Annotated in this window: 17 protein-coding genes; 7 read left to right on the plus strand and 10 right to left on the minus strand. The window is 64.7% G+C overall.

The features are described 5' to 3' along the window. Nucleotides 1-5 precede the first annotated feature (5 nt). The gene (locus ACZ60G_RS38420) at nucleotides 6-710 is read right to left on the minus strand and encodes a PIG-L deacetylase family protein (RefSeq protein ID WP_465816797.1); all 705 of its coding nucleotides are present in this window, start codon (nucleotides 708-710) and stop codon (nucleotides 6-8) included. Nucleotides 711-831: 121 nt separating this feature from the next. Beyond that, nucleotides 832-1002 carry a hypothetical protein gene (locus ACZ60G_RS38425; RefSeq protein ID WP_040692895.1) on the minus strand — a complete coding sequence of 57 codons (171 nt, stop codon included), beginning with the start codon at nucleotides 1000-1002 and terminating at the stop codon, nucleotides 832-834. 270 nt (nucleotides 1003-1272) lie between these two features. Here ACZ60G_RS38425 and ACZ60G_RS38430 point away from each other — a divergent pair, with 270 nt between their 5' ends. From ACZ60G_RS38430 to ACZ60G_RS38450, 5 genes are all read left to right on the plus strand, one after another. Then, nucleotides 1273-2388 (plus strand): hypothetical protein, encoded by a 1116-nt coding sequence (locus ACZ60G_RS38430; protein WP_465816799.1) that lies wholly within the window; start codon nucleotides 1273-1275, stop codon nucleotides 2386-2388. Nucleotides 2389-3002: 614 nt separating this feature from the next. Further along, complete coding sequence (locus ACZ60G_RS38435; RefSeq protein WP_465816801.1) at nucleotides 3003-4490, plus strand: NAD(P)/FAD-dependent oxidoreductase; 1488 nt, start codon at nucleotides 3003-3005, stop codon at nucleotides 4488-4490. Between the two features lie 40 nt (nucleotides 4491-4530). Beyond that, on the plus strand, nucleotides 4531-6258 hold the full coding sequence (locus ACZ60G_RS38440) for a 3-deoxy-7-phosphoheptulonate synthase (protein ID WP_465816803.1): 1728 nt from the start codon (nucleotides 4531-4533) through the stop codon (nucleotides 6256-6258). A gap of 36 nt (nucleotides 6259-6294) precedes the next feature. Further along, nucleotides 6295-7530, plus strand: a complete 1236-nt coding sequence (locus tag ACZ60G_RS38445; RefSeq protein ID WP_465816805.1) for a cation:proton antiporter — start codon at nucleotides 6295-6297, stop codon at nucleotides 7528-7530. Between the two features lie 232 nt (nucleotides 7531-7762). Next, entirely contained in the window at nucleotides 7763-9052 is a 1290-nt protein-coding gene (locus ACZ60G_RS38450) for a cytochrome P450 family protein (RefSeq protein WP_465816807.1), read from the plus strand. Nucleotides 9053-9110: 58 nt separating this feature from the next. Here ACZ60G_RS38450 and ACZ60G_RS38455 read toward each other — a convergent pair whose 3' ends face one another. From ACZ60G_RS38455 to ACZ60G_RS38470, 4 genes are all read right to left on the minus strand, one after another. After that, on the minus strand, nucleotides 9111-10385 hold the full coding sequence (locus ACZ60G_RS38455; protein ID WP_465816809.1) for a cytochrome P450 family protein: 1275 nt from the start codon (nucleotides 10383-10385) through the stop codon (nucleotides 9111-9113). A gap of 342 nt (nucleotides 10386-10727) precedes the next feature. Then, nucleotides 10728-11639 (minus strand): hypothetical protein, encoded by a 912-nt coding sequence (locus ACZ60G_RS38460; RefSeq protein ID WP_465816811.1) that lies wholly within the window; start codon nucleotides 11637-11639, stop codon nucleotides 10728-10730. A gap of 48 nt (nucleotides 11640-11687) precedes the next feature. Then, on the minus strand, nucleotides 11688-12449 hold the full coding sequence (locus ACZ60G_RS38465; RefSeq protein WP_465816813.1) for a bestrophin-like domain: 762 nt from the start codon (nucleotides 12447-12449) through the stop codon (nucleotides 11688-11690). 184 nt (nucleotides 12450-12633) lie between these two features. Next, nucleotides 12634-14022 carry an MFS transporter gene (locus ACZ60G_RS38470; protein WP_465816815.1) on the minus strand — a complete coding sequence of 463 codons (1389 nt, stop codon included), beginning with the start codon at nucleotides 14020-14022 and terminating at the stop codon, nucleotides 12634-12636. Nucleotides 14023-14284: 262 nt separating this feature from the next. On the opposite strand from ACZ60G_RS38470, the gene kdgD reads away from it, so the two are divergent. Both kdgD and ACZ60G_RS38480 read left to right on the plus strand, forming a co-directional pair. Then, nucleotides 14285-15199 (plus strand): 5-dehydro-4-deoxyglucarate dehydratase, encoded by a 915-nt coding sequence (gene kdgD / locus ACZ60G_RS38475; protein WP_465816816.1) that lies wholly within the window; start codon nucleotides 14285-14287, stop codon nucleotides 15197-15199. A gap of 18 nt (nucleotides 15200-15217) precedes the next feature. After that, nucleotides 15218-16351 (plus strand): L-talarate/galactarate dehydratase, encoded by a 1134-nt coding sequence (locus ACZ60G_RS38480; protein ID WP_465816818.1) that lies wholly within the window; start codon nucleotides 15218-15220, stop codon nucleotides 16349-16351. 110 nt (nucleotides 16352-16461) lie between these two features. Here ACZ60G_RS38480 and ACZ60G_RS38485 read toward each other — a convergent pair whose 3' ends face one another. The 4 genes from ACZ60G_RS38485 to ACZ60G_RS38500 form a co-directional block, all read right to left on the minus strand. Further along, nucleotides 16462-16905 (minus strand): SRPBCC family protein, encoded by a 444-nt coding sequence (locus ACZ60G_RS38485; protein ID WP_465816820.1) that lies wholly within the window; start codon nucleotides 16903-16905, stop codon nucleotides 16462-16464. Nucleotides 16906-16935: 30 nt separating this feature from the next. Next, nucleotides 16936-17283, minus strand: coding sequence for an ArsR/SmtB family transcription factor (locus ACZ60G_RS38490; protein ID WP_387296643.1), 348 nt, complete (start codon nucleotides 17281-17283; stop codon nucleotides 16936-16938). Then, complete coding sequence (locus ACZ60G_RS38495) at nucleotides 17280-17729, minus strand: SRPBCC family protein (RefSeq protein WP_465816822.1); 450 nt, start codon at nucleotides 17727-17729, stop codon at nucleotides 17280-17282. The genes ACZ60G_RS38490 and ACZ60G_RS38495 overlap by 4 nt, the downstream gene beginning before the upstream one ends. 156 nt (nucleotides 17730-17885) lie before the next feature. Continuing rightward, complete coding sequence (locus tag ACZ60G_RS38500; RefSeq protein ID WP_465816824.1) at nucleotides 17886-18149, minus strand: VC0807 family protein; 264 nt, start codon at nucleotides 18147-18149, stop codon at nucleotides 17886-17888. Nucleotides 18150-18298 lie beyond the last annotated feature (149 nt).

Raw genomic sequence — 18298 nt, forward strand, 5'->3', positions numbered from 1 at the left:
AGCGATCAGCTGAAGTAGTAGAGCTCGAAGCCGACGGCGCGCGCGGCGGGAAATCCCGGCTTAGGGGCGGTCGCCATGTCGATCACCGCGCGCACTTGGTCCGCGACCGGCTCGGGGCTGAGCACCTCGAGGTAGCGGCGGTGCTCGGCCAGCGAGGCGGCGGCCTGCTCGATGGTGGCGGTGACGTCGACGGCGTGGGTGGCACTCGGGCCGACCACCGCGGCCAGCCGGGGCGACCACGGCGGTTCGGTGAGATCCGGAAAACTCCACTCGTTGCCCGCATCGGATATGGCATCGAGGGCGGCGCGGCCGACCGCGCGATGGTCGGCGCTGTTGGCATAGCCGGGAGCCCAGGTGTCGCCGAAATTGAACAGCACCACGAATTCCGGACGATGACGACGAATCACGGCGGCCAGGTCACGGCGCAGCGCAAGGGTTTCTTCGACCCGACCGTCCGGATAGCCGAGGAATTCCACCTCGTGCACCCCGACCACCTTGGCGGCGGCGACCTCCTCGGCCTCCCGCAGCGGTCCGGCCTCCGCCGGCGGCATGCCCGCGATCCCGGCCTCGCCGGAGGTCACCAGCACGTAGCGAATGTCCTTGCCCTGCCCCGTCCAACGCGCCACCGCGGCGGCCGCACCGTATTCGATATCGTCTGGATGCGCCACGACGACGAGGCCGCGCTGCCAATCCTCGGGAACCTGCTCCACACGGGTCATTCAAGCAGACGCCCCGAACGCGGGTGGGCCGCGCGCTGCCCGCGGCGGACGGCGCACGGCCCACCTCTCGAAACCGCGGTGCCCGAAGTCCCGGCGGGCCCGCGGCTGGACGCTACAGCTTGCTCACCGAGTTGTCCGAGCCCGCGACCGCCTTGTACAGCAGGTACAGCCCGAAGACGACCGCGCTGATCACCAGAATCGGGAACAGCCCCTTGATCAACGCACCGATGATGGCGAGCGCGATCCAGACGACCGCTACGACACCGATGATTTTCCACAACATGCCAGCCTCCAGAAGGTCTCGGGCGAACCGCCATCCGGCGATCCGACTCCTCCATGCTGGCAGCCGGATGGTGATAAATCACCAGCTCAGCACCGATATCCGGGTGAAGATCAGGGTTCACCCTGACCTCTGCTCAGCAACCTGACAGCCCGTCCGATTTCCGAAGTCGCCAAGTGCGACAACGGAACCCGTCGAAGTTGTCGGCCTTGCGCACCTGCGTCACTATTGGCTGTCCGCTCGCATGTATTCCGAACCTTAAGGGGGCCACCCATGACCAGGTACGCACATTATGTCGGCAGTCTTCCGGCGGACCTGATGACGGACGATCGCGCTGTCCTGCAATGGTTTGCCGACCGCACCGCGGGCCGGCCGGTCACCGCGCTCCCCTGCGATCTGGACCCCGACTGGATCATGGACTATCTGCTGACACGCAAGCAGCATTCCGATGTCTTCGAGATCGTCCAGGACGGCGGATACGCCGACTACAGCGACTTTCCCAGCTACGGACTCCGATCCGGTCGCAAGCTCGAACCGCGGCACGTGTCGATGGATCGGGTCGAGCGCATCGGTGAAGTGGTGGCGGCGTTCGAGTCACTACAGCGCGAACAGCCGCAGCTGGCCGAGACGAAAGTCCAGATAAGCCTGCCGAATCCACTGGATCTGGCCATGTTCGTATTCGCGGGCGCGGCCGTGTCCGGCGGGCTTCCGGTCGGAAAGGCATTGCGGCACTTCGATCTCGCGGTCGCCGCGTTGCGCCGGTTGCCGGTGTTCACCGAAGCGGTGGTGCAGGAGGTATCGGAGGTGGTCGCTCGGCACGGCGACCGTGTCGTCTGGCAGTTGGAATCCCCCTTCGCTCTGTTGAGCATGGTCAAAGCGACACAACTGGGTTCGCGATGGGCGCTGGCTCCGCTGGTGGCACGCCAGCTAGCCGGCGTTCTCGGGCAGCTGCACGAGATCGGCGCGGAAACCGTTGTGCACCTGTGCTACGGCGACTATCAGCACGAAAGCCTGCTGTCCCCGCGCAGTCTGGCACCCGCGGTGACACTGCTCAATCACACTGCGCGACTGCTGGATCGACAAGGGGCGCCGCTGCCTCCGGTACATATTCCGTGTGCGTACGGCGCCGAGCCCGCACCACTGGAACCTCGCTTCTACGCTCCCCTGCGAACACTGGCCACCGACTGGCGGGTGATCGCGGGTGTGGTTTCCACGGATTCGGTCGAGAACAGCAACCGAGCGCGTGCGCTTTTCGAGGATGCGCTGGGTCGCAATGCCTACGGAGTCGCCACCGCGTGCGGACTCGGACGATGCACCCCCGAGGTCGCCCGGCACGCCGCCGAAGCCACGGTCGCGGTAGCAGGGGCCGTCGAGCAGACATCCGAATAGACGTCATGATCAAGTAACGCGGGCACTTGACAGTTCGCGCCCGCGTTGCTGGCCGCGTAGCCGGGCAAATCACTTCCGCCGCAGCGGAATCCGCGTGTTGATCGCTCCGCATCGGTCGCCAACCGCGGAAGTCAACTTTGCGAACGCCTCGCGCTGTCCTGGTTTGGGCTTTACTCTAAATTTGCCGGAAGAGCGGGGTGATGCCAAACGACACCGAACAGCCTCGCCTGTCACGCCCAGGCGATTCCCTCCGATCGCGGCGCACGATCTCCACGAAAAGTGCTGCTCCGAAATGCATCCGCGGACTCGCGCCGCCGCATCCGACACCCACCCAGGCGTGCTTTGTAAGGGGCGGGTCGGTGAGTAGGTCCAATTCGCGGTATTGGCTACCCTTCAGACACCGGTTACCACCGATTGCCTGTGATCACCAAATCGACTCCGTTGGTTGATGATTCGACAGTTACCGTTACACTCTGACGAGGGTGTCGCTATGGATGGCTAACTAATGGCGACGCTCGGTCCGGGTTGATCCACCACCGTGGGACCGGAGTTGGTTCGGTTGCTGATGTGAACGCACAGTTCGCGTCGGTGTCCGCTGTTCCAAGGAGTGTGCAATGGCGAATGATCCGCATGTCCTCGTTGTCGGTGGCGGCCCAGCGGGGTCGACAACCGCGGCGCTGCTGGCTCGAGCAGGAATACGCGTGACGCTTCTGGAACGAGATACGTTCCCGCGGTATCACATCGGTGAGTCGATGCTCGCATCGTGCCTGTCGACGCTGCGTCTTTCCGGCGCGTTCGACAAGGTCGCGGCGCATGGCTTCCAGATCAAACGGGGCGGCTATTTCCAGTGGCAGAACGATAACTGGCTGTTGGACTGGTCCCAGCTCGTCGATGCCGAAGCCTGGTCCTACCAGGTCGAGCGAGACGCTTTCGACGAAATTCTGCTGCGCAACGCGGCCGAACAAGGCGCGGAGGTGATCGAGAACGCCAATGTCGAGAACGTGATTTTCGATGGTGACCGCCCGGTAGCCGTCGAATGGACCGGACCCGGTGACACCGGTACTCGGACCACCGAATTCGACTTCCTCGTCGATGCCTCGGGACGATACGGCCTGCTGGCCAAGCGGCGCTTCAACATGCGGCGGCAGCACCCCGCGTTCCGTAATGTCGCGGTGTGGTCGTATTGGGAGGGCGCGCGCCTGCACCCGGACAGCCCGGAAGGCGCGATCAATGTCGTGTCCACCCCCGAGGGCGGCTGGTTCTGGCATATTCCCCTGTCCAACGGCCGATTCAGCGTCGGCTATGTGGTTTCCGCACGCAAGGCGGGCGAGCGACTACGCGAGCAGGGGCGAGACGCGTACTACCTCAACACGATTCGCGACAGCAAGGCCATGAGCGAACTGCTCGAAGGCGCGCAGCAGGTCGCCGAGGTCAAGGCCGAGCAGGACTACTCCTATGTGTCGGACCGGTTCTGCGGTCCGGGTTATGCACTGGTCGGTGACTCCGCGGCCTTCCTCGATCCGCTGCTGTCCACCGGCGTGCATCTGGCGACGTATGGCGGACTCGTCGCCGCGGCCGCGATCGCGACCACCCTGCGCGGCGAAATGAGTGAGACCGACGCAATGGCCTTCTACGAGCACACTGCCCGACGGGCCTACTCACGGTTCCTCGTGTTGGTCTCGCGTATGTACGAGCAGTACATCGGTTCCGACGAATACTTCTCGCACGCGGACAAACTCACCGAGGCGCACGAAGGCGACACCCCAGAGGTGTCGTTCACCCGGATCATGGCCGGGCTCACCGATGTGGACGAATCCTCGGGAGACCAAGTGCTCACCCCGACCGACACCATCGCCTCCGAGCTCACCGAGACCGAGAAACTGCACGCCGAGTCAGCCAACCTCGAGTACATGGGTCATCTGGACATGTCGGTCGTCTGGGACCACTGGCGTGACCCGCTGGCGGACACAGTGCTCAACGATGTGCGGATCACCACCGAACCCGTACTCGGCCTGACCACGCGTCCCCGCGACGCCGCCGAGGTCGAGGCCATAGCGCGTCCGGTGCTCCCCCCGAAGGCGTCCAACGTGCCCGCGCTCTAGTTCCGGCCTTCGTGAACACCACTGCGCGAAGCCGGTCACTATGACGATCACGCGCTCCGACCCCGAACCACCGGGCGATTCCCCGGTCGGTGGTTCGGGTTCCCGGACAGCCATACAACAGATCGCGCGCTTCGGCGATCCGATCACCCGGCGGCTGCTGGCCAGCGACGGCTTCACCCAGCCGAGACTCGAGGCCATCCTCGGCACCGATCTCCAGGTGCGGGTGCTGCGCCAGGACGAACTGGCCGCCGAGCAGCTGCCCGCCGCCGTCTCCGACGCATTGCGGTTGGCCGGTCCCGACCGTGTCATCGTCCGTCGCTCGTGCCTGATCAATGCCGACATGGTGACCGCATCGATGAACTATGTCGTCGCCGTGAGCGGGCAGGCAACCGCGGCAGGCACCGACGATCTGCATGTGCCTATCGGTCGCGGCTTGATTTCTCGGGGTCTGTCCCAGCGGCGACATGTGCTGCGGGCGGGCGTCACGAGATGGCCCGATGGTCGCCTCTGCGCGGCCAAGGCGTACGTCATCATGCTCGGAGATCATCAGCCGCTGTGCTATATCCGCGAGATATTCAATCCCAGCGTTGTGCCACCGGAGCATGCCCCCATCTCGGATGAAGATCTGAGTTGGGCCGATGAGCCGGATTACACCCGAGCACAACCGGCCCACCCCTCGACAACCCGCCGGGGTGGCTGCGATACCGAGTCACCGCACACCAGCGGACAGTGTTCGCGAGCCCTGCCCGCGCTGGTCCATCCGCGCGAATCCGACTCGCTCACCATGGATTTAGCTGCCGCAGCGCGCGGGCGGGCATTCGTGGTGCATCTCGGCGCCCGCACTTCCGCGGCCCTGGATGTCACGACACTGCCCGCCCGCCGTGCGCTCGCGATCAGTGCCGCCGCAGTACTGAAACACGGACTGGACACACCGATCGTGACCATCGGCCAACTGCGTTACGACAGCGAATTATGCAATGCACCAGCCGATTCAAGCATTTCTGCTGGAGATCGGCTGCCGGAGGGATACCGCCGGGCCGCGGCACTGCTCGAAAGTTGGCGCGTCTCGAATCCGCCCATCGCGCTCTGCACGAACATGCTGCGCGGCGCCGCGGACCATTACCCGGCATCGGTGGCACGGGATCTGCTGGTCGAGGTCGCCGCCATGCTCCCCATCGCGGCAAGCGCACCTGCCGCTTCCCGCGAACTGTACAGTTCCGTTGCGCCCCTGCATATCTCGCGTACAGTCCGGTCCTGCGATTCGAATGCGACGCGACGTCGGCTGACGCGGCCGGAGTGGGACCGCTCGACCCAACTGCTCTGGATCGGCGACCGAAGCCACGAATTCACGTCCCAGCACCTGTCTTTCGCCGCCCGCGTCCGCAACCCGCTGGCGGTAACCCTCGGCCACACCGCGACGCCGGACGATGTCGAGTTCTTGTGCCGATATCTGAATCCGGAGCGTCGGCCCGGTCGGCTCACGCTCGTCCCCGCACTGTCGGGCACCCGTACCGCCGATGCACTTCCCGCGTTGTTCGAGGCGGCCGCCCGGTGCGGCACCCCGGTGTGCTGGGTGTGTGATCCGATGCAGGCCGACGATCCCGCCACCGCGATTCACACCTTCGTCAGCGCTTGCCGGACCACGGGGACTGTCCCGGCCGGCCTGCACCTGGACTGCGAACCTCGAAATCGCCTCGATACCAGACTGGATACCGGACGGGCATTGCGCTGTGTCGTCACCACACTGAGCGCGATGTGGGCAAGCTGATCGGCGCACGCCCGCCGAATCGCGAGGGAGAAGTGAGTGCAAAGTAGTCAAATCGTCGTGGTCCTAATGGATCTCGTCCTCATCATGGCAGCGGCTCGGATCTTGGGCCGGCTGGCCGAACGCATCGGCCAGCCCGCGGTGATCGGGGAGATCACCGCCGGAATACTCGCGGGCCCGACCGTGTTGGGGACGCATCTGTCGGACATGTTGTTCCCGCACGAAATCCGGTCGTATCTCACCCTGCTCGCCAATGTGGGCGTCGCCGTGTTCATGTTCGTCGCCGGACTGGAACTCGACCGCAGCGTATTCGCGGGCAGCCGACGGTCGATCCCGGCGGTATCGGTCGCCGCCTACGCCGTGCCGTTCGTCCTGGGCTGTGGCATCGCAGCGACCGCGCTGGCCCGCCACCGAACCGGCGACCTACCGAGCTTCACACTGTTCATCGGCTGCGCGCTGGCGGTGACCGCATTTCCGGTGCTGGCCCGGATCCTGCACGATCGAGGACTGACACGCACCGGAATCGGTCAGCTCAGCCTCGCCTGTGCGGCGCTGGTCGACATCTTCGCCTGGACGGCGCTGGCCGTCGTGCTGGCCGTCGCGCACCCCGGAACGGGCAGCCAATGGCGACTGGCGCTCCTGGTTCCTGTTGTGGCTGTGACGTGGTGGATCGTGCGTCCGGCATTGACGCGGATCGCCGCCGCGGGCACCGAGCAGACGATGATCGTGGTCGGTGTCGGCGGCGCGCTGCTGCTCGGCGCGATCACCGAATGGATCGGACTGCATTTTATCTTCGGTGCGTTCGCCTTCGGTGTGGTGTTCCCCCGCGCGCGACGCGAGGCGGTCGAATCCGGCGCCCGGATCCTGAGCTTGGTGTTGCTGCCCGGATTCTTCGTCGTGGCGGGGCTCGCGGTCGATCTCGGGGCGATCGACCGGGCCGCGATCGGCGAGTTGGTGGTGATCATGGTGGTGGCCGTCGCGGGGAAGCTCGGAAGTGTCTATGTGGCCGGGCGACTGACCGGTCTGCCGTCGCGATCGGCGGCCGCCCTGGCGGCCTTGCTGAACACCCGCGGATTGACCGAACTCGTCATACTCAACGTCGGCCTCAGCACAGGACTCATTGGCCCACAACTGTATTCGGTGCTGGTGGTGATGGCGTTGGTGACCACGGCGATGACGGCACCGATGCTGAAGCTGATCGGTTTCTACGAAGCGCCGCGGGCCGATCCGGCCACCCCGGTCAACCGATTACCCACAGGCAGCCCGGTCGAATAGTCAACCACGACACGCTCGAACCAACCGGGTAGCAACCAGGTTCCCCGGGCATCGCCGGCTGCCCGTTGCTATGTTGCTAGCGTGGGCGAGTCGCCAGGTTCCGGAAAGGTCCTAGGTAGGGTGTGTCGTTTCGAATACTCGACGACGCACCGATGACCTTGTTCGAGGAATCTGCCCGCGCTCACTGATTCAGTCTTTGTCGAATTCTGTTCCACCGTTTGGAGTAACGTCTTTGACCACACCGCATCCCCCCACGTCCGATCCGCACACCGGCACGACCGGAGTTTGCCCCGTTCCGCACGGCTCATCGAGCACTACTGCCGAGCGGATTCCGCTGTACACACCGGAGTTCGTCGCCGATCCGCACCACGCCTATGACGAGATGCGGCGCAAGTACGGCACGCTGGTTCCGATCGAGTTGGCACCCGGGGTGCCTGCCACACTCGTGATCGGCTACGCGACCGCAGTGCGAATCCTCAACGACCCCACCCACTTTCCCGCCGACCCCCGCACCTGGCAGAAAACGGTCCCCGAGGACTGCCCGGTGCGGCCGATGATGGCCTGGCTCCCGGCCGCACGGAACAACGACGGACCGACCCACGCCCGCTATCGGGATGCCTCCGTAGTGAGTATCGACGGAATCGATGTGCACGGACTGCCTTCGGTCATCGAGCAGATCGCCATCCCGCTGATCAACACCTTCTGCAAGGCCGGAAACGCCAATCTGGTTACCCAGTACGCGTTTCCGCTCGTGCTCGGTGTCCTGAACCAAATGGTCGGCTGCCCACCCGAGATCGGTCAGCGTGTCGCGAGTGGCATGGCGGCGCGCTTCGACACGGTCCGCAGCGCCCAGGGTATGGCGATGCTCAAAGAGGCACTAATGGAGTTGATCCAGCTCAAACGCGAGCATCCCGGCGACGACGTCACCTCACGGCTGGCACATCACCCGGCCGCCATGGACGACATAGAAATCTTCGCGCAGCTGATGAGCTTCTACGGCGCCGGATTCGAAGCACAGCGCAACCTGATCACCAATGCGCTGCTGCTGATGATTACCGACGACCGGTTCAAGTGCGCGGATGTCCTCGGACGAAACCTCTCGACGATCACGGCGATCGACGAAGTTCTGTTCAACGACCCGCCCATGGCGAACTTCTGCACCACCTACCCGCGCCAGCCGATCATGGTCGACGATATCTGGCTGCCCGCGGACCAACCGGTCGTCATCAGCCTCACCGGCTGCAATAACGACCCGGAGATCCGCGGCAACGACGACGCCGACGGACGACGTCTGGGTAATCGCTCACACCTGGCGTGGAGCGCTGGACCACACACCTGTCCCGCTAAAGGCGTTGCGTACCTTACTGTTCAGTACGCCATCGATCAGCTCTTCGACGCACTTCCCGACATCCAGCTCGGGGTGCACCCGGATCAGCTGATCTGGCGGCCCGGTCCCTTCCACCGTGCGATGGCGGCATTCCCGGTCGTTTTCACACCGTCAGCGCCGATGAAACTCTTGTAGCCGGCGGGCCGAGATCGTCGATGGTACGGCGGTCTCGGCCCTCGGCACGACACGGTTCTCAGGGAGGCGGAAACTCCGGGAACGGAGCGGACTTCGGGAAGACGACCGGCAGCGCGGTCAACGCGCGGTGGAACGGCCCGGTGCGCCAGCCGAGTTCGGCAGCCGGACCGGCCAACTCGATCTCCGGCAGCGCATCGAGCAGTTGGTCGATCGAGTCTTGGGCGATCAGGTAGGCGGCGTCCTGTGCCGGGCACATGTGCGGTCCGGCGCCGAAGGCCAGGTGTGAACGATTGCCATCGCGCTCGACGCCGTCGACGGCATTGACGGTGGGATCGCTATTGCACGCCGCCATGCTGATCACGACCGGCTGGTGCGCGGGCAACCAGACATTATTGAGCAGAATCGGTTGCCGGGGATAGGAAATGCAGTAGTTCGCCAACGGCGGGTCGGTGAACAGCACTTCGTCCAGCGCATCCCGGGTCGACAGACTACCGCTGTGCATGCCCGCGGCGAATCGATCGTCGGTGAGCATCAGCCGCAACGCGTTGCCGATGAGGTGGACCAGCGGCTCGACCCCGATCGCGTAATGCGTCACCAACTGCTGGATCACCTCCTCATCGGTCAGACCGCTCGGGTGACGCATCAATCGAGTCGTGATGTCGTCACCGGGCTCTTCCCGCTTGCGTTCAGTGTGCAGCCGCAGCGCCTCGTGCAGCATGCGGTCGCCCGCACCGACCTCGGCCCCCGCATCGAACATGGCGTCCATCGCCGCCGCGACCCGCGCGCCGATATCGGAGTCGACTCCCAGCATGGTGTTCACCGCGGTGAACACCAGCGGAACAACGTAGCGTTGCAACACATCAGCGTGTCCATCGGCACAAAAAGTATTGATCAGCGGGATCGCGATCTGCTCGATTACCGTGTGCATGCCGAGCAGATCGACGTCATTGATCGCCGCACCGGTGGACTCGCGATAGCGTTTATGTTCCTGCCCGTCGGTGCGCAGGGCATTCTCGCGCCGCTTCATCATGCCGAGTACCGGGCACTCGGCCGGGATGTTTCGCTCCCACGTCCGTGGATCCGCCGGGAAGTGGTCCGGGTCGGTCAGGATGCGGACCGCGGTGTAGTAGCCGATCACCAAAGTGGCCGGTACGCCGGGGGCGAGATCCACCGGCACCAGCGAACCGAACTTCTTGCGCATCTGCTCGTAGGCCCGGTGCGGGTCGGCGGCGAATTCCGGGGTGTACATCACGATGCGCGGCCCGGCCCCGAAGCCCGGTGAGCCGCCGACCGAGGACCGTGATTCCGGTGGGTGATGCGTATGCGTTGTCACAGATGAACTCCGAACTTTTGAAAACTAAAGAACCTTGACAATCGAGCGGACCCAGCACTGACCTCAGTTACGTCACAGCGGCGAGCTTCGGCAGGTTGATGACAACGGATTACGAACAAACTGCTCGCGCGACTTCAGTCGCGCCGATCTGCCCCACGTGGGCAGCACGTGTGGTGCGGTCATGAGCTTCCTGCCGGTGCTCACGATCCAAATCCGTTGCCCCAGACCAGTTCTTGAGTGTCCGCCGTCATGATAGCCACCGCTCATGAGACGCGCAGCCCCAACCGCGGTTCGAGCAAGCATTCGCCCGGGTTCAGTAGATCAGGGCTCGCCCGGCGGGCGTCATTCGGCTCGCCTGTTGCGACCTACAGCAATCTTGCGGACCACGGTCAAGACGGTGACCACCATGACCGTCACCAGCTCCAGCACGTTCCAAGCGATCGGATCTTCCGGGGCGGATTCGGCCGCCACGGCCGGTGGCCGGTGCGGGGTGGTGCGGATCGGTGTTTCCGGAGCGATCGCGAGTGCCGGTGCGGCCGGGGGGATTTCCGGTGGGGCGATCAGCGCTGCCGGTGCGGGTATCGCTGGAGCGGGCGGCGGCGGGCCGAGTTGGAGGGGAATGCCGGGCGGTTCGGGGGCCGGCAGGAGGAGCAGACAGGTCAGCAGTGCGCTGCCGGTGGTCGCGCTGCCGACGACGACGCTGCCGAGGCCGGATCCGCTCGAACCGACCGAACCGGTGCCGATCAAACCGGAGCCGGTTATGCCGCTGCCGGTTATGCCGCTGCCGGTCGCAAGTCCGAGCAGTATTGTCGCACTGCCGATTACGGCGCTGCCGGTGCAAGCGGTTTGGACGCTGCCCGGGTCGAGGCCAAGTGATTCGCCCACTCCGGCCGTCGCGTCCGCGTGCCCGCCGACGAGTGGGTCATCGGCGCCGTTGTCGACGCCGCCTGTGCCGGTCGCCGCGCTGCCCCGCTTCGCATTGCCCGACATCGCCGTCCCCGGCGCCGCACTTCCGGTGGCGACACCCCTGGGTTCGAGATCCAAAACGCCGTCGTAGGAGCTGCTTCCGGAATCCGCGGCAGCACTTCCGGTCCCAGTCGCGTCGACAGCAGCACTCCCGGTGGCGATATCACCGATGACCGGCCACTCGGGGCCGGTCGAGTCCGCGACCGCAGGCCCACCCGCGAACAACGGCACCGCGGTCGCCACGGCCAATCCGAATGCGGCCCTTCGTCTTTGCACAACCAACGCCATGTTGCCGATATCCCATCCGTCGCAGCTCCGCAGGTCTCGGACAGCCCGTCAGGTGATGTGCGCGTAGCGGGACATGGCGTATTCGAAGGCGTCCTTCGGGACACTGTTTCCGCCGGAGAACGGCCGGTCGAGGTTGTAGACCGCCAGCACCGTCGTGCCGACGACGATTCCGAGCAGCGCGGTCATCAGCACACTGCGCTTGGTGACCTCCACACCCGAGAGCACCGCGGTGCACAGCAGCAGGACGGTGCCGAACCACAGCGCCGCATAAAGGAATACGGGCATCTGGTAACTCGCGTCCATGGCCCGGTCCTGGCGCGCCTCGGCAGCCGCGTCGAGGCTGGCCATGGCACTCGTCCGCAGGTCCGCGACGTCCGGATCCGTCGTATTCACCGACGCGACGGCATCGCGCAGGCTGTCGAACGTGTCCTGGGTGGGCTGACTCAACCGCCGGTCCGCCTGCATGACCGGCCACTCCCGCGTGAGCACCTGATCGGTGTAATCCCGTACCAGGTCCTGGATCTGGCGATGCTCGTGATCCGGCATGGAATGCGCGGTCGAATAGGTATCCACCAGCGCCTTCGCTTCGGCAATGGTGTGATTGTGCGCGTTGTCGTACTCCTGCCAGCAGATCACCACCACGAAGGCGACCACCGCCAGGAAGATTGTGTTGATCAACTCGAGTACGAGGGAACCGGCCGCTTCCTCGTCGGTCGACACCCAAGACTTCGGTCGCAGCCGATCTCCGATCACGAAGATGGCCACAGCGATAATCGCCGCAAGAACGGGCACGATGAATATCAACAGCATGTAGCGACACACCTCCCGGAACCCACCAACCAGATCTGCGCCGCATGACGCGGCTCGCCGAGGTCGAGCTCGGCGAGCACCAGCAACGTCGATCAACTGTTATTCGGAGCCGAGGCCCGGATGGATGGCGTCCCAACACATTCCGCGTGTCGCGGAACGGCATGTCCATGGAAAGTGGTGCCACTCAGGGCATATCGAACTCGATACGCCGGATGGTGCCCATACCGACGAGCGCGACCACGGCGAGCAGCCCGTGTGCCGATACGAACCACAGCGCGGTGTCGAACGAGCCGGTCGAGGAAACCAGATAGCCGATGACGATCGGGGTGACAATGCCCGCGATATTGCCGAAGGCATTCATGGTGGAGCTCACGAAGCTGACCGCCTGGGTCGGTGCGATATCCGTGGTGATCGCCCAGCCGAGGGAACCGATGCCCTTGCCGAAGAAGGCGACGGTCAAGATCGCCACGATCACGGTGGTGCTGTCGCTGAAGTTGGACAGTGCGATGAGGGTGGCGAGCAACATGCCCACGGCCGCCGGGATTTTGCGCGCCGCCGTCAGTGATCGGCCACGACGCAATAGGGCATCGGACAGGATGCCGCCCACCAGGCCACCGATGAAGGCCGCGAGCGCGGGCAGCGCGGCGACGAACCCGACATGCACCAGCGACAGACCGCGGCCCTTGTTCAGATAGATCGGGAACCAGGTGATGAAGAAGTAGGTCAGTGCGTTGACCGCGTACTGGAAGACGTAGACGCCCCACAGCGGCCGGGTGGAGAAGACGCGCACGAGCATGCGCCGATCGAGTCGCGTGCGTCGAGTCGCGTTCTCGCCCTTGGTCGTATCGAGATCGACCAGCGCACCACCGGAAATGATCGTATCGAGTTCGGCCGGGGTGACGCGGCGGTGCGCACGCGGCGGATACAGCCAATGCCACCAGAACACGGCCAAGCCGAAGCCGAGCACACCGAGCAGCACGAATACCCAGCGCCAGCCGAATTGATTCGTGATCCAGGCCATTACCGGGGCGAACATTACGGTCGCGAAATACTGCGCCGAATTGAAAACTGCTGTCGCCCGGCCGCGTTCGGCGGTCGGGAACCACATGGTCGACACCCGTGCATTACCGGGGAAGGCCGGTGATTCGAATACGCCGAGCAGCAAGCGCAGCCCGAATACGATCGACAATGCGACCAGCACCGGCGTGGTAATCAGGCCGACCAGGCTGGTCGCCGCGGTGACCAGCGTCCACAATGCCAGGCTTGCCGCATAAACCCGTCGTGCACCGAATCTGTCGAGCAGCATCCCGCCTGGCAATTGCGCGACCACGTAGGCCCAGCTGAATGCCGAGAAGATGTAGCCGAGCTGGACGGTGGAAAACCCGAGATCTGCCCGGACCGCACTGCCCGTGATCGACAGGCTGCTGCGGTCGGCGTAATTCACGGCGGTGATGATGAACAAGAGCCCGAGCACCAGATAGCGCGTGGGAATGCGACGACCGCGCCGCTGTTCGGTGGGTGCCACCACGGCGCGGGCGCCGCCGGCGGCGGGCATAGTCTCACGTTTCAACATCACTGTCCTCCTGTGACCGGCCGGTGTGCGCCGGATCACCCTGCAATGGGTGTGAAAGGAGGCTAAAGGTCGGAAGCGATACCCGTCGAACACCAATTCGGTATTGAGCGATACCCGAACGAGAGGGTGCCGGTCGGCGAGAGCATAGTCGGATCCGATGCCATTCGAGTATCGGTTGATTTCAAAACAGTGTTGGACCGGCATCAGGTGCCGGACCTAATCTCCAGAGAAATCAGCAATTTCCGTCGCCAGGAGGATATTCGTGTCGCAGCTGTCCGCCGAGGATTTGGGACCCGCGCTGGGGCGCGGATTGCTCTCGTTCCCGGTCACCCATTTCGACGCCGAACTGAACTTCGACGAGCGGGCCTATCGGGAGCACATCGGCTGGCTGTCCCGATACGAGGTCGCGGGCCTGTTCGCGGCCGGTGGCACGGGCGAAGGCTTCGCCCTGACCAGCGCGGAGATCGATCGCGTGGTGCGCGCCGCGGTGGCCGAAACCGCCGGACGGATTCCGGTGATCGCGCCCGCGACGGCGGGCACCAGGGTGGCGGTGGAGCAGGCGCGCGCGGCCGAGGCGGCGGGTGCGGACGGAATCCTGCTGCTGCCGCCGTATCTCGTGGAAGCCTCGCCCGACGGTCTGGTCGAACATGTGGCCCAGGTGTGTGCGGCGACCTCGCTCGGGGTGATCTTCTACAGCCGTGCCAATGCCGCCTGCGATGACGTGACGGTGGCAAAGATGGCCGAGCGCAGCCCGAACCTCATCGGGTTCAAGGACGGCGTCGGCAATATCGAGTCGATGACGCGGATCTACGCCCGGATGGGCGATCGGCTGACCTACATCGGCGGCCTGCCCACCGCGGAAACATTCGCACTCCCCTACACCGAAATGGGTGTGACCACGTACTCCTCGGCGATCTTCAACTTCGCACCCGAATTCGCGCTCGATTTCTATCGCGCGGTCCGCGCCCGCGATCGCGCGACCGTCTACACGCACCTGCGCGACTTCGTCATCCCCTACCTCGACATCCGCGACCGCCGCCCCGGCTACGCGGTATCGATCATCAAGGCCGGGCTCACCGCGGTCGCCAGACCATCGAGCCGGGTCCGCCCGCCGCTCACCGACCTCACCGAGGCCGAACTCGCCGAACTGTCCACCCTCGTGAAGACGATCGCCTGACCCCGAAGGACCCCCACCATGGATTCACCCATCCTGGACCGGATCACCAGCGTCGAGATCTCCTCGGTCACCGTGCCCCTGCCCACCGGGATCAGCGATGCGAAGGTGCTGACCGGTCGACAGAAACCGATGACCGAAGTCGCGGTGCTCTTCGCCGAGATCACCACCGAGGCCGGGCTGGAAGGCATCGGCATCAGCTACTCGAAGCGCGCGGGCGGGCCGGGCCAGTTCGCACATGCCCGCGAGATAGCGCCCGTACTGCTCGGTGAGGATCCCAGCGATATCGCCAAGATATGGGACAAACTCATGTGGGCGGGCGCCTCGGTTGGTCGCAGCGGGCTGTCGGTGCAGGCGATCGCCGCTTTCGATGTCGCTCTGTGGGATCTCAAGGCCAAACGCGCCGGGTTGCCGCTGGCGAAACTGCTGGGTGCACACCGTGATTCGGTGCGCTGCTACAACACCTCGGGCGGATTCCTGCACGCACCCATCGAAGAAGTCCTCGACCGCGCGACCACATCGCTGGAACACGGCATCGGCGGCATCAAAATCAAGGTCGGACACCCCGACCACGCGGTGGATCTCGCGAGGCTCACCGCGGTACGCGAGAAACTCGGGGACCGCGTGCCGTTGATGGTCGACGCCAACCAGCAGTGGGACCGTCCCACCGCTCGCCGCATGTGCCGGGCTTTCGAACCGTTCGGATTGGTGTGGATAGAAGAACCCCTCGACGCCTACGACTTCGATGGCCATGCCCAACTCAGTGCCACCTTCGACACCGCCATCGCCACCGGTGAAATGCTCACCAGCGTCGCCGAACACACCCAACTCATCGCTGCTCATGGCGCGGACATCGTGCAGCCGGACGCACCACGTGTCGGCGGCATCACCCAATTCCTGAAGGTGATGGCCCTCGCCGACAGCCAAAACCTGCAACTTGCACCACATTTCGCGATGGAAATCCACATCCACCTCGCCGCCGCCTACCCGCGAGAGCCCTGGGTCGAACACTTCGAATGGTTCGACCCCCTCTTCAACGAACGCCTCGACATCGCCGACGGCCGCATGCACCTGTCATCGCGCCCCGGCCTCGGCGTAACCATCAGCGACCAAGCCCGCGCCTGGACCATCGCCGAACACACCATCCACTCCTGACACCGTTGGGCCGGTCAGATGATCACCATGCGTTGGGCGGCATCGGTCTACAGACCTGACCCGTCAGCGCATGGTGATCGCCGGTCCGATTCGCGGGAAGGCCTGCTGCGTCAGTTCCAGTTGTCGATCTTGACGTCGTGCGGATCGGGCGCGCCTTTTCCGGTCTCCACCAACGACTTCAGGCTCAGCAGGAAGACCGCCCACTTGGTGCTGCAGTGGTGCATGAATTCGACCGGCTCCTTCCACCCTTCATGTTTGAAGAGGATGACGGTGTAGTCGTCGACCTGGTCGAGATTCCAGTCCACCTGGGTGCCGACCCATTCTTCGGGTCCCTCGACGACTTCCCAGCGCACGCGCTTGCCCGGGTCGAGCTCGAGGACCTTCATATCGAATCCACCGGCATCGAAACGGAATTGGAGCACGCCGCCGACGTCATTGCCTTTGCCCTGGGTGTTGTTCGCCCACCAGCCGGCGAGCCCCTCGACGGTGGTCAAGGCCGCATAAACCTCGGCCGTCGGCGCTTCGATTGCGACTCGGTGCAGGATATCCACCATTTTTCGAATCCTCTTTCCAGTGTTGGATTTTCACTTCTGCTGCTGATCTTTTGTGCGTTGAATCGCCTCGGCGATCCGCTTGATGCGCCGGAGCCTGGCGTCCCACGCCGCCCCGACCGAGGACAACTGCGCGACCGCGCGGGCAAGTTGCGCCTCATCCACCCGATACCTCCGTTCCCGCCCCGCGGGCGTGGCGTGCACCAGGCCGACGCGGTCGAGCACGCCCAGATGTTTCGCGATGGCCTGCCGTGTCACGGGCAGCTGCTCGCTGAGACTGGTGGCCGTGCCATCGCCGGCCGCCAGGAGCAGGTCGAGCATCCGCCGACGGGTCGGGTCCCCGACCGCGGACCACAGGTCGTCGTCGACGGTAGCGGTCACGGGGTCGACACCAGCCGCGCGATGTATTCGCCGAGTTGCGGAACGAACCTGTCCCAACCGGCGCTATGGTCTTGGTAGACCTCCTCCAACTTCGCAGCCTCCCAACCCATCTCACGAAAACCGGTCTCGGTGAGGCGAATCCTGGTGCCCGCGCCTGCCGGAGTGAGCTCGAAAGTGACCAGCAGCGAGTCGGCGAGGTCGGCCGAGCCCTCCGGATAGCACCAGCGGAACGAGAACAGCCGTGGCCGCTCGACGGTCACCACGGTGATCGGGGCGACATGTTCCCGGTCGCCGAAGACCAGTTCACCGACCGCGCCGGGAGTGGTCTCGAAATCGGCCGCGTCGGACCACCATTCCGAGATGTGTTCCGGGCTGCTGACCACCTCGAAGACAACTTCGGGTGAGGCGTCGACGTGGATCTCGCGTTCGATGCTGCCGTACTCCATACTCTTCCTCCATCTGCAACGTTTGGTTGCACATCACGTTAGCCGACCATTGCCCATCGTGCAACCATTGGTTGCATATGAGTGCCGACCGGGTCCCGACAGCACAAAACCCCGGCGAGACCAGCACGCATGGTCGGCCGGGGTTTCGGTGGCGACTCAGACCTTCAGCCCGTGCTTGGTGACATAGGCGTAATGGAAGGCGAAGAGCCCACCGAGGACGACGAGCCACTGCAGCGTGCTGACCAGCGGCACCGAATCGACCGGGAGGGTGTAGGCGAGCACGACCCGCACCACGGCGTCGAGGACAAAGCCCAGACCCCACGCCGCGGTCAGTACCCGTAGCTGGCGGCGAAATCGAGAGTCGTTGTCCCAGCGGGCATCCCACTGCCGATAGCCTTCTTCACCGATCTTGACGGCCACGATCGTGGGTACGAGCCGACCGGAAGTCGGAATCGGACCAAGACACCAACGAACAAGAAACCCGTTCCGCCGAAACAGATTCGAACGTGCCCGCCAGCCACCCCAGCGCACCCCGCGGTCAGCGCACCCGAGCCCGAGGACCGCCCACG

The organism is Nocardia sp. NPDC102475, assembly GCF_055584605.1.

Bases quoted from the DNA above. Each gene is read 5' to 3' on its own strand.
- ACZ60G_RS38425 (WP_040692895.1), bottom strand. From the start codon at position 1,002: ATGTTGTGGAAAATCATCGGTGTCGTAGCGGTCGTCTGGATCGCGCTC.
- ACZ60G_RS38430 (WP_465816799.1), top strand. From the start codon at position 1,273: ATGACCAGGTACGCACATTATGTCGGCAGTCTTCCGGCGGACCTGATG.
- ACZ60G_RS38435 (WP_465816801.1), top strand. From the start codon at position 3,003: ATGGCGAATGATCCGCATGTCCTCGTTGTCGGTGGCGGCCCAGCGGGG.
- ACZ60G_RS38440 (WP_465816803.1), top strand. From the start codon at position 4,531: ATGACGATCACGCGCTCCGACCCCGAACCACCGGGCGATTCCCCGGTC.
- ACZ60G_RS38460 (WP_465816811.1), bottom strand. From the start codon at position 11,639: ATGGCGTTGGTTGTGCAAAGACGAAGGGCCGCATTCGGATTGGCCGTG.
- ACZ60G_RS38465 (WP_465816813.1), bottom strand. From the start codon at position 12,449: ATGCTGTTGATATTCATCGTGCCCGTTCTTGCGGCGATTATCGCTGTG.
- ACZ60G_RS38470 (WP_465816815.1), bottom strand. From the start codon at position 14,022: ATGTTGAAACGTGAGACTATGCCCGCCGCCGGCGGCGCCCGCGCCGTG.
- ACZ60G_RS38480 (WP_465816818.1), top strand. From the start codon at position 15,218: ATGGATTCACCCATCCTGGACCGGATCACCAGCGTCGAGATCTCCTCG.
- ACZ60G_RS38485 (WP_465816820.1), bottom strand. From the start codon at position 16,905: ATGGTGGATATCCTGCACCGAGTCGCAATCGAAGCGCCGACGGCCGAG.
- ACZ60G_RS38495 (WP_465816822.1), bottom strand. From the start codon at position 17,729: ATGGAGTACGGCAGCATCGAACGCGAGATCCACGTCGACGCCTCACCC.